Below are 14,207 nucleotides of genomic sequence, written 5' to 3'. Positions count from 1 at the left end.
AAAATGAATTTCATTATTTTTTCTCTATGTATTAGTGCCTATCCAGCTTTTGCAATTAGTCCTGGAGAGGCCTTTGCGGATGATGCATTGGAGGAGCGAGCACGAAGCTTATCCATGGAACTCAGATGTATGGTCTGTCAAAATCAATCAATTGACGACAGCGATGCGCCATTAGCAGCAGACCTACGCATGCTTATTCGCGAGCAAATTCAGGCCGGAAAGACCGATGATGAGATTCTTGATTTCATTGAGGATAGATATGGCGAATTTGCTTTATTAAAACCACGCCTTGATATTAAAAATGCTCCCCTATGGGGGCTGCCTTTCCTGTTGGTTATAGCAGGTTTTTTCCTGATGCGGTCTTTCTTCCGCAATGCCCCCAAAGACTAATAACATTAACATTAATTAATCTCCCGGTAACATAGTGTTTAAGAGGCATTATGTAATTTGAGCTTGCGCAATCGGTTCTCCCCAAGTCCACTTGCGTTTCGGCGGCGATAGAAAGTTTACTCCCCCCTCCTTTCTCATCGCCGCCAATTTGTTTAGGATATGTTTATGCATATTTTATTGATTGAAGATGATAAAGAAGCTTCGAAGTATGTCATTAAAGGCCTACAAGAAAGCGGTCATGTTGTTGACCATGCCGCCGACGGTGAAGAGGGATATGAAATTGCCCTTGTTGGCAAGTTTGATGTCTTAATTGTCGATCGCATGCTTCCCGGTCTCGATGGACTTACTTTGGTTGAGAAACTGCGCCAAAATCATATCGCGACACCTGTTTTGTTTTTATCTGCATTGGGAGATGTTGACGACAAGGTTAAGGGTCTCAACTCGGGCGGGGATGATTATCTCAGCAAGCCTTTTGCTTTTTCTGAATTATTAGCAAGAATTGAAGTGTTGGTGAAACGTGGTTCAGGTCTGTTAGCTGAGACAACCCTAAAATTTGAAGATTTAGAAATGAATCTCTTGTCACGTCGAGTGACGCGCAATGATAAAGCCATAGACCTCCAACCGCGTGAATTTAAGTTGCTGGAATATTTATTACGAAATGCAGGGCGGGTAGTAACGAGAACTATGTTGCTGGAAAATGTATGGGAATATCATTTTGACCCTCAGACAAATGTTATTGATGTTCACATTTCTCGGTTGCGGTCAAAAATTGATAAGGATTTTGACCCGCCACTTGTGCACACCATAAGAGGGGCGGGGTACTCCTTACGTGTTCCAGACTAATCTTCTTAAAACAACAACTTTTCGCGCAGCCTTACTGTATTTGTCGATATTTTTATTTTCGTCATCCACGCTGTACGCTTATCTCTTCTGGAACACGTTCAGTCTCATCTCTAGTCAAACGGATGCGGCGATAGAGGCCGATATCGCGGATTTGTCACAAAGATACAAAGAAGGTGGCATACCCAGCCTGGCGCGACGCGTTGCAGTGCTGAGCCGAGACCCGCGTCTGTCGATATATCTTTTAATCGACCCTGAAGGCCGACCCATGGCAGGCAATCTTAATAAAATTCCTGATATGAAAGATGCTGGAGAAGATTGGCAGGAATTTGAGTTTGTTCGTATTACCAATAATTTTGAAGAAAAGCATGCAGCGCGGGCAAAGACCTTCACTTTGCCACAAGGGTTTTATCTACTCGTCGGGCGAGACGTAGAGGAGTTTAACAAATTCAGTGCGGTTATATTAAACGCGATGATTTACGGCTTAGCCATGACAGTTTTATTCGGTTTGATTGGAGGTGTACTTACCAGCCGTAATTTTACCCGACGAATAGACAGCATTAACCGCACAAGTTCAGACATTATGGCGGGGGATTTATCTCGTCGTATTCCGGTTAGGGGGAGTGGGGACGAAATTGACCAGTTGGGCGTGAATCTCAATATGATGTTAAGCAGGATTGAAAGCTTGATGAATGGCATGCGCGATGTGACAGATAACATTGCTCATGATTTGCGTAGCCCCATAAATAGGGTTCGAAATAAGCTGGAAGTTACCCTAATGAAACCTGCGAGCCCAGAAGATTATAAAAAAATTATGCAGGAAACGATCGCGGAGGCTGATGAACTTCTAGCAGTTTTTAATGCGTTGTTATCCGTGGCGCAACTTGAATCCGGGGCTCGAGACATTCAGAAAGAAATGTTGGATGTGGTGGATCTTATTAAGCAAGCAGTAGAATTTATGGAGCCTGCAGGTGAGGAGATTGGCGTCCATTTTGACTTAGATTTGCCTGAAGATCCGTTATTTATCAAAGCCGCGCGGCCTCTCATGTCGCAAGCGATTATTAATTTGATTGATAATTCTCTAAAATATGGTCGTTCGAATGATCCGGTTATTTCGGTTGGTATTACAACATCGAAAGACACATTAACTATTTATGTGTCTGATAACGGCCCAGGCATTCCTCCGACAGATATGTCACGTGTGACTGAACGCTTTGTCCGGTTGGATGCTAGTCGAAACAGGCCTGGGAGTGGGCTTGGTCTTTCATTGGTATCCGCAATTGCACAACGTCATGGCGGTGAGCTTTGTCTTCAACAAAATCTTCCTCAAGGGCTGAGAGCTGAAATTGTGTTAACATTAGACACATGAATAAAGGTTTTTCAGATCGAAAGAAAAATTATGTGAACTTTGGAGACAGCGAAACTCGTCGTGTCGCGCACAGTCATCTTGCGGACTGTCAATCACTTTGGATAGCTGAATTATCTACCGAAGCACAATCAGCCATCATTACATTTGTGAGTGACCATGAAGATTTGTTTCTTCGGATTTTTGCTGGTTCCTCATTTTTAACGCGCATTATTCGTACCCGTCCGGATCTTCTTGGAGAACTGGCAGTAGAAGGGCCGGATGTTTTTTGTGAAAAAATTTTAACCCGTCTTTATGGGCTGGACCTGTCCTGCGACCGAGACATATTAATGCGGGACTTGCGCTTGTACCGTCAGAGCATTTCCTTGGTGACCGCTATGGCAGATATTGCGGGAATCTGGTCGTTGGAAAAAGTAACGGGAGCTCTAACGGATTTTGCTGACGCATCCGTTAGAGTCAGTTTGGATTGGTTGCTCAAAAACAAGTCTGCCCAATATGGTCTGGATACACCTCTTACTGCAGACCAGTGCCAATGCGTTATTCTTGGGATGGGCAAATATGGTGCGCGCGAACTGAATTATTCATCCGATATCGATATTGTCGTTTTTTACGAACCCGATGGGATTGCCTCACTAGGCGAACACAAGATAGCTGAGTTTTGGATTGAGCTGACGAAAGATTTATCCACCATTTTGCAATCTACTACGGATGCAGGTTTTGTGTTTCGTGTGGATTTGCGGTTGCGCCCTGATCCTGGTTCCACACCCGTAGCGGTATCCCTTCCTGCGGCCGAAATTTATTACGAATCTTTCGGTCAAAACTGGGAGCGTGCCGCTTTCATCAAAGCGCGCCAGATTGCTGGTGATACGAGGACGGGCAATAAATTGTTGTCTATTTTATCTCCTTTTATCTGGCGTAAGAACCTGGATTTTGCTGCCATAGAAGATGTGCATGCAATGAAGCGACAAATTCATGCGGTTCGAGGGCATGGTCAAATTGCCATAGCAGGTCATAACATTAAGCTCGGACGGGGCGGCATCAGAGAGATTGAGTTTTTTGTGCAGACACAGCAACTTATTGCCGGCGGACGGGATAAAAATCTGCGTGGGGCACAAACATGCCCAATGCTAAACCAGCTTGCAGAACGCGGGTGGATTAAAAACGAAACTGTAGAGGAATTGACAGGAGCTTATCATTTTCTGCGCGGTATAGAACACCGGTTGCAAATGCAGCAGGATGAACAAACGCACACGCTCCCTAAAACTGAAGAGAAATTGCAGGCCTTTTCAGATTTTTGCGGCTATGAAACGCTTGATGATTTTAAAAGCAGACTGACAGACGTGCTGGAAACCGTTCAGACACATTATGCTGAGTTATTTGAGCAAGGTGAGGTGTTGGCAAATGAGATGGGCAATCTCGTTTTTGCGGGTTGTGAAAATGATCCGGAAACATTGGAGACTCTCTCCCAGATGGGGTTTGAAAGAGCAGCGCAAATGTCTGATGAAATCAGAGGTTGGCATAGCGGCAGGTTTGCGGCTGTTCGTACACCGCGTGCCAGAGAGTTGCTGACAAGATTAAAGCCCCACCTCCTTAAAAGCTTGTCGCAAACACCTGACCCGGATTTTGCTTTTGCACGTTTTAACGATTTTCTAACTGGCTTGCCATCCGGCATACAAATTTTCTCACTCTTTCAATCTAATCCCGACCTGCTTAATCTAATCACAGATATTGTTGGCACCGCACCGCGCCTATCTGCGCAATTAAGCCGCCGCCCAGTCACATTGGACAGCCTGCTGGATCCAAATTTCAATCAACCTCTGTCGGATGCTGATGAGATTTTGTTGGAACTCAAAACCCACACGTCCGGTATCACACATTTTGAAGATATGCTGGATGCCGTAAGACGTTGGCACAGGGAAAAAATCTTCCGGATTGGCACCCAAATTTTGTCGGGTAAGTTGACCGGTCTTTCTGCCGGTGAGGACATTACTAAAATTGCTGATGCGGGCACACGCGTTCTTTATGATTTTGTGTTGAAAGATATGCTGGGTGAGGCCACGCTTCCATATGGCGCTGAAATGGCAGTTTTGGGGCTAGGTAAGCTCGGTAGTCGAGAAATGACTGTTTCCTCAGATCTTGACCTTATTATTGTGTGCACGGCAGAGGATTATGCGCAAAAAGTTACCTATACGGCGACCTCTTCTATGGAAATTTTGTTTAGCCGCACAGCGCGGCGTTTCATTTCTGCTATGACAGCGCCAACATTCGAAGGTCATCTCTTTGAAATAGATATGCGATTGCGCCCATCGGGGAATGCGGGCCCACTCGTTACGAAAATCCAAAGTTTTGAGGATTATCAATTTTCAAACGCATGGTTATGGGAACATATGGCATTGACCCGAGGGCGCGTGCTGGCAGGTGGAGAAGGTCTGACAAACAAAATTAATGCTTTGCTGAAAAGGATTTTTCAGATGCCGCGTGACCAAGACGAGGCACGGCAGAATATTGTGGATATGAAAAAACGGCTTGAGGCGCATCATGTCAAAAAAGGCGATACCAAATGGGATATCAAACATGCGCCAGGGGGGCTGGTGGACGTTGAATTTATCGCACAGGGTTTATGCCTTCTACATGGCGCGGCACTCTTTAATCGCATAGATACCTCCACCAAATCTAATTTAGAATTGCTTGGTACGGCACGTATCATATCTACTGACGATGAGGCTCGGCTCGTTGAGGCCTTGTCGTTTTATTCTAGCCTCTTACAGATTTTCCGCTTGTGCCTCGACACACCCGCAGAGCCGCCATTTTCTCAGTCGTTAAATTTGTTGTTATGTCAAAGCACGGCCTTGCCGAATATGGGGCATTTGGAACAAACGCTGAGTGAGCATCAAAAATCTGTGCGCGAGATTTTTGTACGCATGTTGGGTCAGTTATCTGACTAATTTTTTCAAGACATCCCCATCTATTTGCGGCATATCTATCTCATGACAACGCATCGATTTTGTATAGCGCCAATGATGGACTGGACAGATAGACATGACCGCTATTTTTTGCGGCTATTATCCAGAAAGTCTCGGCTTTATTCTGAAATGGTCACGGCAGATGCAGTGCGCCACGGAGACCGCGCACATCTTTTGTCCTTCAACTCTGCTGAACACCCTGTCGCTCTCCAGTTAGGTGGTAGCGACGCCACGGCGCTGGCAGAGGCGGCAAAGATTGGTGAAGATTTTGGCTATGATGAAATAAATCTCAATGTCGGTTGCCCGTCCGATAGGGTGCAAGCTGGCCGTTTTGGGGCTTGCTTGATGCAAGAGCCGGAGCTTGTTGCTGACTGTGTGGCAGCTATGCGCGCCAATGTTAAAATCCCAGTTACCATTAAATCCCGAATAGGTGTTGACGATCAAGATCCAGAGGAAGCGCTTTTTCAGCTAGTGGAATTATCCGCGCAAGCAGGGTGCGAAGTGTTCATCGTGCATGCAAGAAAAGCTTGGCTTGATGGTTTAAGCCCCAAACAAAATCGCGATATTCCGCCACTTAATTATGATCTTGTTTATGAGTTGAAAAAGTCACGACAGGATTTGACGATTATTTTGAATGGTGGAATTGATACATTGTCTGAGGCACAGACGCATTTGCACCATGTTGACGGTGTCATGCTTGGACGCGCTGCTTATAAAACACCTTATATTCTGGCCGACGTAGATTGCACGATTTTCAACGATGAAGCGCCCCCGCCAAGCCGTGAAGCCGTGGTAGAAGCATTGATACCCTATGCTGAAAAACTGGTTGAAGATGGGGTTCCTCTCCATGCTCTGACTCGACATCTTATGGGGTTGTTCCAATCTCAACCCGGCGGAAGATTATGGCGCCGTTACTTGAGTGAGAATGCACCTAAAAATGAAGCCGATGCGTCTGTTTTATCTGAGGCGCTTCAATATATGCGCCAGGCAGTTCAGCGAATTCATGACACCGATAATGATATAAATCAGCTGGCTGACTGAAATGAAAGTTGCAGATAAAAGGTTATAGATATGTCTGAATTGGAAATGCCAGTCCTCATTGCCCTTTTTATTCTTGCAGGTTCTGTAGCTGGGTATATGGCAGGTCTTTTGGGTATTGGCGGTGGGGCTATTCTAGTGCCGGTACTCTTTCAAACCTTTATTTTTCTTGGCCTTCATGAAGCACATCAAATGCATGCTGCCGTCGCGACCTCATTGACGATCATCGTACTTACATCCATCCAGTCGGGGCGTGTTCATTATAAGAACGACGCCGTTGATATGACAATTGTGCGCCAATGGGCGCCATTTTCTGTGATAGGTGTCGTATCCGGCGCGCTGTTAGCGGGCTATTTCAACGCTGAAGTTTTAAAAATAATCTTTGCAATTCTGACATCCCTTATCGCCTTGAATATGATGTTTAACGATGTTGATGAAACGCTGGATGGAAAAATGCCTATTATCTGGTTGCAACGCGGTGTTGCGTCAATGATTGGATTCTTCTCTGCGCTGATGGGGATTGGTGGTGGTGCATTTTCTGTCACCGTCATGCGTTTGTTTGGTCGCCCGATACACAAAGCGGTGGGTACTGCAGCCGTGCTTGGAATTTTTATTGCGTTACCCGGCAGTCTCGGCTTTGTCGTTTCCGGCTGGGGTAAAGAGGGCCTCGCCCCGTATTTTCTGGGTTATGTGAATTGGCTTGCCGTTTTGCTGCTCATTCCGGTCACAACGCTAACAGCGCCAATGGGCGCGCGAATGGCGCATAGGATTGACCGGAAAAAACTTGAAAAGATTTTTATCTTTTTTCTGTTTCTGGCATCGGCACGAATTTTGTGGTCAGTATTTTAAGCTTAAAGCTTCTGGTCATACTCACCAACCTCAGACCAGGATGAAAGCAAATTATCAATTTCTGCAAACATATCCCGCATGCGGTCTTCTGAAACCGGGCTTTCGACGACAACCACAAGGCCGGGCTTGTTGGAGGAAGCGCGAACAAGTCCCCATGTCCCATCCTCGACTGTTATCCTGATGCCATTGACTGTTACTAAATCGCGAATAGATTGTCTGGCAACCTTTTTGCCGTCATCGGCACATTTTTGGAAATGAGCAATGGCGCGATCCACGACTTCGTATTTTTCCGTATCGGCACAATAGGGTGACATGGTGGGAGAGCCCCAGCTTTGTGGCAGGCTGTCATTTAAGTCGGCCATGCTTTTGCCGGGATTTTGTTCTAACATCTCGCAAACTGTAATCGCTGTCACCAACCCGTCATCATAGCCCCGCCCAATAGGTGCGTTAAAAAAGAAGTGACCGCTTTTTTCAAAACCAGCCATCGCGCCTGTCTCCACCGTATGACGTTTCATGTAACTATGCCCTGTTTTCCAGTAAACTGTTTCAGCGCCAAGTTCGTTCAGCACTGGATCTGTCATGAAGAGACCTGTTGATTTTACATCAGCAACAAATTTTGCATTTGGATGTTTAGCGGCGAGATCTCTGGCAACAAGCACCCCCATTTTGTCGGCAAAAATTTCACGCCCTAAATTGTCCACGACACCGCAACGATCACCGTCACCATCAAAGGCAAAGCCAATATCTGCGCCCGTTTCTTTTACTTTCGCACTCAAAGAATGAAGCATTTCCATATCTTCGGGGTTTGGATTGTGGTTCGGGAATGTAAAATCCGGATCGCAATGTAAATCAACCGTTTCAATATCAAGCGCCGACAGAGTTTTGGGCGCAAATACTCCGGCAGTGCCATTACCGCATGCCAGCACGGCTTTAATTTTTCTTTTGAAAGCCGGTCTTTTGGTCAAATCAGCTATATAGCGTTCTGCCATATCCGGCACAAATTCATAGCCGCCACCTTCACGCGAAACACCTGTACCATTGAGGACTATATCGCGTAACATCGTCATTTCATCCGGGCCGAATGTTAAAGGGCGGTTGGCGCCCATTTTAACACCTGTCCAGCCATTTTCATTATGACTTGCCGTGACCATAGCTACGCCGGGAACATCCAATTCATATTGTGCAAAATATGCCGTTGGTGAAAGTGCCAGACCAATATCATAAACCTTTGCGCCCGCCGCCATTAGGCCGGTAATCAGAGCTAGCTTGATAGATTGTGAGTAGGAACGGTAATCATGTCCGACAACAAGAGATGGATTGTCAGATAGCTCGTGCAGCACATTGCCAAGGCCAAAGCCTAGGGCTTGAATGCCCGATAAATTGATTTCAGTGGGAAAAAGCCAGCGGGCATCATATTCTCTAAAGCCGGTTGGTGTGATTTGTGGAGTGTTCTCAAATGCTGGTGTGTTTGGCACTAAATCTGAGACTGGAATTGGGAATAGGGAATTGAGTTGTTTTTGTGACATCGAAATCCTCTTCTGACATTAATTTTTTAGCGCATTGTAGGCTTAAAGAACAGAAGTAATCGAGAGTTGAATTTATGTCTGATTGGCTCATATAAAGCTTATATGGATAAAATGAAGCAAGAGATTATTCGGCTTAAATTAAGCGACATGCCTTTGCCTGATGTGCAAATTAGCGGTCTGCCGATTTTTCTGCCCGGCTGGGTATGGCTCGCGGGCGCTGGGCCGGGTGATCCAGGTCTGCTGACATTGCATGCAGTCAATGCCATGCAACAAGCAGACGTCATTATCCATGATGCGTTGGTAAGTGAAGACATATTATCTATAGCCGGGGTAGATACGGAAATTTTCTATGCTGGTAAAAGAGGTGGAAAGCCCTCTATGAAGCAAGCCGATATTACGGATAGTCTCGTTCATCATGCGAAAAACGGAAAAAAAGTTCTTCGTCTCAAGGGGGGGGACCCGTTTGTTTTTGGTCGAGGTGGGGAAGAAGTCGAGAGACTGGTTGAGGAAAAGATATCATTTCGTCTTATTCCCGGTGTGACGTCTGGTATCGCCGGGCCGGAATATGCCGGGATTCCTGTGACGCACAGAGATGTAAATCACGCTGTAAGTTTTGTTACCGGACATCTCGCCGGTTCAGGTAAAACAGAATTGCTCGATTGGGAATCAATTTCGAAGGCTACACCTGTTATTGTGGTTTATATGGCGATGAAAAAAATCGATATTATTGCCGAAAAATTGATGCAAGCCGGACGGTCACCCGAAGAACCAGTGGCGATTATCACCCAAGCAACGACTCCTCAGCAACAGGTGCTCACGACCACTTTGCGAATGGCTGCATCGGAGGCTAAAAATGCCGGTTTGGAGCCGCCAAGCATTATTGTTTTTGGTGCGGTAGCATCCTACGCTGAACGACTTACGTGGTTTGGTAGTGCGTAAATAGTAAAAAGTGACGCAGGCGTCATTTTTTGCTTTTCTTTCTAAAAAGAAGTTTTATAACAACATCAATTGTTACGGGAGATTAAAATGAATTTCGATTTCAGCCCTGAAGAAAATGCATTTAGAGAAGAAGTCAGACAGTTTATTGCTGACAATTATCCTCAACATCTGACGAAAAGCCGTCGAGGAGAGTTTACCAAGGAGGATTTTTTATCATGGCATCGTGTTCTTGCCGAAAAAGGCTGGGTTGCCCCCCATTGGCCTGAGGAATATGGCGGGCCGGGCTGGTCTGTAACGCAAAGATATATTTTTGATGATGAATGTGCCAAAGCAAATACTTTGATTGTTTTGCCTTTTGGAATCACCATGCTGGGTCCGGTTTTGATGCATTATGCAAATGATTCTCAAAAGGCACATTACTTGCCACGTATTTTGTCTGGTGAGGACTGGTGGTGTCAGGGTTATTCCGAGCCGGGGTCTGGGTCTGATCTTGCCTCTCTTAAGACCAAAGCAGAGCGTGATGGCGATGACTATATCGTTAATGGTCACAAAATCTGGACAACGCTGGCGCAGCATGCTGACTGGATGTTCTGCCTTGTGCGTACCTCGCAAGAGGATAAGCCACAAAAGGGAATTTCATTTTTGCTGATTGATATGAACTCACCGGGTATTGAGGTTCGTCCAATTATTACGATAGACGGTAGTCATGAAGTCAATGAAGTGTTTTTGACAGATGTCCGTGTACCGGCTGAAAATCTGGTCGGTGAAGAAGGCAATGGCTGGGGTATAGCTAAATTTTTGCTTGGGAATGAACGCACAGGAATTGCCGGTGTTGCCAGATCCAAAAATGCTGTGAAACGCCTTAAGGAAATTTCTTGTGCCGAATTGGTGGATGGTGAACCGCTTATCGACGACTCTGATTTCAAGAAAAAAATTAGTGAGTTGGAAATTGATTTGCTTGCACTGGAATATACCGAATTGAGAACACTGGCTGCCGAAAGCGCTGGACGTGGTCCGGGTGCGGAAAGTTCAATTTTAAAAATTAAAGGGACTGAAATTCAGCAGAAAGTGACTGAGTTAATTATGGAAGCCGTTGGCACTTATAGTCTGCCGAAAATTCCGATGCTTGATACGGGCGCAAATTATAATCTCGTTGGACCTGATTACAGTCACGGTGCTTCTCAGAATTATTTCAACATGCGGAAAACTGCCATTTATGGCGGTACAAATGAAGTTCAGCGCAATATCATTGCTAAATTTGTTCTAGGTTTATAAACCGCGAACCTGATGCATATAATTTAAGGCAGACAATTATGGATTTTGATTTTACTGAAGAACAAACACTGCTCCGCAATATGGTTCAGAGTTTCGTTCATGATAATTATGATTTCGACAGCCGCATGAAAATTGTTCGATCCGAAACAGGTATGAGTCGTGAAAATTGGTCTCAATTTGCTGAGCTTGGATTACTTGCCGCCCCCTTTAGTGAGGCAATGGGTGGTCTTGGTGGTGGGGCGGTTGATACCATGATTATTACAGAGGAGTTTGGTAAAGGTCTTGTTACCGAACCTTTTATTCCGACAGTGGTTCTCTGTGGGGGTCTCCTTGAGCGTCATGGGAGTGAAGCTCAAAAAGACACGCATCTGCCTCCGCTTATCGGTGGTGAGAAAATTTGGGCGCTAGCTTATTCAGAACCTAAAAGCCGGTTTAACCCCGCAAATGTTCAAACCACTGCTAAACATGATGGTGATGGTTTTGTTCTCAGCGGTCTTAAATCTGTAGTTAATGGTGGGCCTTGGGCTGATTATCTGATTGTGTCTGCCAGAACTTCAGGTGAGGGGTGGCAACAAGACGGGATCAGTCTCTTTATCGTTGATAAATCTGCTGATGGCGTTGCCTCAGAAGATTATGAAACAATTGATGGCGGTCGCGCTGCTGATATTAGTTTTGAAAATGTGAGGCTTGGCGCAGAAGCGCTCTTGGGCCCCTTAGATGCCGGACTTCCGCTTTTAGAAGAAGCATTGGATTATGGTATTGCCGCTATTTGTGGTGAAGCAATTGGTGGAATGCATCAAGCACATCAGGCCACTGTTGAATATTGTAAAACCCGCAACCAATTTGGCGTAGCGATTGGAAGCTTCCAGGCTTTGCAACACCGTATGGTCGATATGTTTATGGAATATGAACAATCCGTCTCTTTGACATATATGGTCAACATGCATGTCGGGGGGGATGCTGCTACGAGATCACGCGCTGCTTCCGGTGCGAAAGTGCAGATTGGTAAAGCCGGAAGATATATCGGTCAAAGCGCTGTGCATTTGCATGGGGGCATGGGCATGTCCGAAGAGCTAAATGTCGGTCATTATTTTAAACGCCTTACAGCCATTGACGCACAGTTGGGAAGTATAGATTATCATCTCAAACGATTTGCTTCATCCGAAGCAGCCTAGTGAGAAGATAATATGAGCAACGCTTTATTGACCTCTCGGCAAGGGGCGGTCATGACCGTCACAATTAACCGTCCTGACCAATTAAATATTTTGGGCGAACCGGGGGATGGTGATGCCTTCCGCAAAGTGTTTGACGCTATTAATGAAGACCGCTCCATTAAGTGCGTGATTTTTACTGGTGCAGGTCGCGCATTTTCTGCCGGTGGTAATGTCAAAGACATGCGTGACAGAGAAAACCTGTTCGCTGGGTCGCAAGCCGACATCGCGGATAATTATCGCAACAATGTGCATGAAATTGTCAGGTCTATTTGGCATTGTGCTGTGCCAGTTATTGCGGCAGTGAATGGCCCTGCAGTTGGTTTGGGGCATGACGTTTCAGGCCTTTGTGATATTCGTCTTGCAGCACAATCTGCAAGATTTGGGTCAACTTTTTTGAAAATTGGTCTTATTCCAGGTGATGGTGGTTCATGGATATTGCCGCAAAATATAGGTGCGTCACGCGCGGCTGAAATGCTTTACACCTCGCGTATTATTGATGCAGAAACAGCATTAAGTTGGGGGCTCGTATCTGAAGTATATCCAGGTGAAGAGTTGATGGCAGCAGCCGAAAAGTTGGCGGCAAAAATTATTTCCCAGCCGACAGCTGCTTTACGGGCAACAAAAAGATTACTAAGAAGTGCAAAAACGCCTGAGCTTGATGCTGCACTTGAAATGGCGGCGGTTGAGCAGGCGAAGCTTCATGCGACGGATGACCATCTGGAAGCTGTGACGGCATTTATTGAAAAAAGGCCGCCACAATTTACAGATAGCTAATTATCGCTTGAGATTATGAAGGGCGAAGAATTTCGCTGATTGCTCAAAACCCATGCCCAATGGTTTGGCCTCGGTTAGATCAGATATTTCTTCCCAGTTTGCCGCGACATCTTCTGCTGCAGCATCCAACCCAAGCAGTTTCCCGGGTGTCTCCACAACTTGTGCCGCTGCAAAAACGCCCGCACCTGCGCAAATAATTTGTCCGCTTGGTGCTTGGTCGGAACTCATGAAAACTACGGCAGGAGTTACGCTTTCAGGCGTGAGGAGGGCCTCTGCTTCGGGCGGCATTAAATCTTCAGTCATGCGTGTCCAGGCAACTGGCGCCAGTGCATTTACATGAATATTATATTTAGCACCCTCAAGTTCGAGCGTGTTCATCATGCCAACGACTCCCATTTTGCCGGCACCATAATTTGACTGACCAAAATTACCGTATAGGCCGGAAGATGAGGTGGTCACGACGATACGTCCGTAATTTTGTTCTTTCATGATTGGAAACACGGCATGGGTTGTTTTAACTGTTCCCATCAAGTGAACATCAACGACAAATTCGAAATCGGACATGGACATGTTGGAAAATGATTTATCGCGGAGCACACCGGCATTGTTAACGAGAACGTCAATTCTGCCGAATTCTGAAAGTGTCTGCTCAACCATATTGGCGACACCTTTGTCGTCGGTCACTGATGCGCCGTTGGAAATGGCCTTGCCACCGTTATCAATGATGGTTTTCACCACTGCATCGGCTGCTTCGGACGATCCGCCTGATCCGTCTACTGAGCCTCCAAGATCGTTAACAACGACGTTTGCGCCTCTGCGCGCAAATTCTAAAGCGTGACTGCGGCCAAGGCCGCCTCCAGATCCGGTGACAATCACAGTTTTTCCAGTGAAATCAAGACTCATAATTCTCCCCTAAAATTATCCCAAATGCATGTTCCAAAAGACTTATCACCTATTTGCATGTAATGGGTCAAGCATATCAATTTAAATATAGAATTTTTTTTCTATCCAATCTAACCTTCGATAAATTATA

12 protein-coding genes are annotated in these 14,207 nt (G+C 45.8%); 10 read left to right on the top strand and 2 right to left on the bottom strand.

Going from position 1 to position 14,207, the window contains the following annotated elements; all coding sequences use genetic code 11:
* Window positions 1-3: 3 nt before the first annotated feature.
* The 6 genes from RS24_RS03285 to RS24_RS03260 all read left to right on the top strand — a co-directional run bounded on the left by RS24_RS03285 (window position 4) and on the right by RS24_RS03260 (window position 7,446).
* The gene (locus tag RS24_RS03285; protein WP_239642386.1) at window positions 4-390 is read left to right on the top strand and encodes a cytochrome c-type biogenesis protein; all 387 of its coding nucleotides are present in this window, start codon (window positions 4-6) and stop codon (window positions 388-390) included.
* A 165-nt stretch (window positions 391-555) separates the two neighbouring features.
* Complete coding sequence (locus tag RS24_RS03280) at window positions 556-1,233, top strand: winged helix-turn-helix domain-containing protein (protein ID WP_021776764.1); 678 nt, start codon at window positions 556-558, stop codon at window positions 1,231-1,233.
* Entirely contained in the window at window positions 1,220-2,599 is a 1,380-nt protein-coding gene (locus RS24_RS03275) for a sensor histidine kinase (RefSeq protein ID WP_038300459.1), read from the top strand. Before RS24_RS03280 ends, RS24_RS03275 begins: the two co-directional genes overlap by 14 nt.
* Window positions 2,596-5,541, top strand: a complete 2,946-nt coding sequence (locus RS24_RS03270) for a bifunctional [glutamine synthetase] adenylyltransferase/[glutamine synthetase]-adenylyl-L-tyrosine phosphorylase (RefSeq protein ID WP_021776762.1) — start codon at window positions 2,596-2,598, stop codon at window positions 5,539-5,541. The genes RS24_RS03275 and RS24_RS03270 overlap by 4 nt, the downstream gene beginning before the upstream one ends.
* Window positions 5,542-5,583: 42 nt before the next feature.
* A complete protein-coding gene (gene dusA / locus RS24_RS03265; protein WP_051295572.1) occupies window positions 5,584-6,600 on the top strand; it encodes a tRNA dihydrouridine(20/20a) synthase DusA in 1,017 nt (338 codons plus the stop codon).
* 30 nt (window positions 6,601-6,630) lie between these two features.
* Complete coding sequence (locus RS24_RS03260; RefSeq protein WP_021776760.1) at window positions 6,631-7,446, top strand: sulfite exporter TauE/SafE family protein; 816 nt, start codon at window positions 6,631-6,633, stop codon at window positions 7,444-7,446.
* A 2-nt stretch (window positions 7,447-7,448) separates the two neighbouring features.
* Here the strand turns inward: RS24_RS03260 and RS24_RS03255 are convergent, their stop codons facing one another.
* Window positions 7,449-8,972 (bottom strand): phosphomannomutase/phosphoglucomutase, encoded by a 1,524-nt coding sequence (locus RS24_RS03255; RefSeq protein ID WP_021776759.1) that lies wholly within the window; start codon window positions 8,970-8,972, stop codon window positions 7,449-7,451.
* A gap of 102 nt (window positions 8,973-9,074) precedes the next feature.
* Between RS24_RS03255 and cobA the strand changes: the two genes are divergently transcribed.
* From cobA to RS24_RS03235, 4 genes are all read left to right on the top strand, one after another.
* Entirely contained in the window at window positions 9,075-9,911 is an 837-nt protein-coding gene (gene cobA, locus RS24_RS03250; protein ID WP_051295591.1) for a uroporphyrinogen-III C-methyltransferase, read from the top strand.
* Between the two features lie 87 nt (window positions 9,912-9,998).
* Window positions 9,999-11,186 (top strand): acyl-CoA dehydrogenase family protein, encoded by a 1,188-nt coding sequence (locus RS24_RS03245; RefSeq protein WP_021776757.1) that lies wholly within the window; start codon window positions 9,999-10,001, stop codon window positions 11,184-11,186.
* A gap of 38 nt (window positions 11,187-11,224) precedes the next feature.
* Window positions 11,225-12,361: an acyl-CoA dehydrogenase family protein gene (locus RS24_RS03240; RefSeq protein WP_021776756.1), complete on the top strand. Its 1,137-nt coding sequence runs from the start codon at window positions 11,225-11,227 to the stop codon at window positions 12,359-12,361.
* A 12-nt stretch (window positions 12,362-12,373) separates the two neighbouring features.
* A complete protein-coding gene (locus tag RS24_RS03235) occupies window positions 12,374-13,174 on the top strand; it encodes an enoyl-CoA hydratase-related protein (RefSeq protein WP_038300458.1) in 801 nt (266 codons plus the stop codon).
* On the opposite strand, the gene RS24_RS03230 is transcribed toward RS24_RS03235, so the two are convergent.
* A complete protein-coding gene (locus tag RS24_RS03230; protein ID WP_021776754.1) occupies window positions 13,175-14,077 on the bottom strand; it encodes an SDR family NAD(P)-dependent oxidoreductase in 903 nt (300 codons plus the stop codon). It abuts the gene before it with no gap.
* Between the last annotated feature and the right edge of the window lie 130 nt (window positions 14,078-14,207).

This window comes from Candidatus Micropelagos thuwalensis, assembly GCF_000469155.1.
GTDB classification, from domain to species: domain Bacteria; phylum Pseudomonadota; class Alphaproteobacteria; order RS24; family RS24; genus Micropelagius; species Micropelagius thuwalensis.
This window is presented reverse-complemented; position numbering and strand designations above follow the sequence as displayed.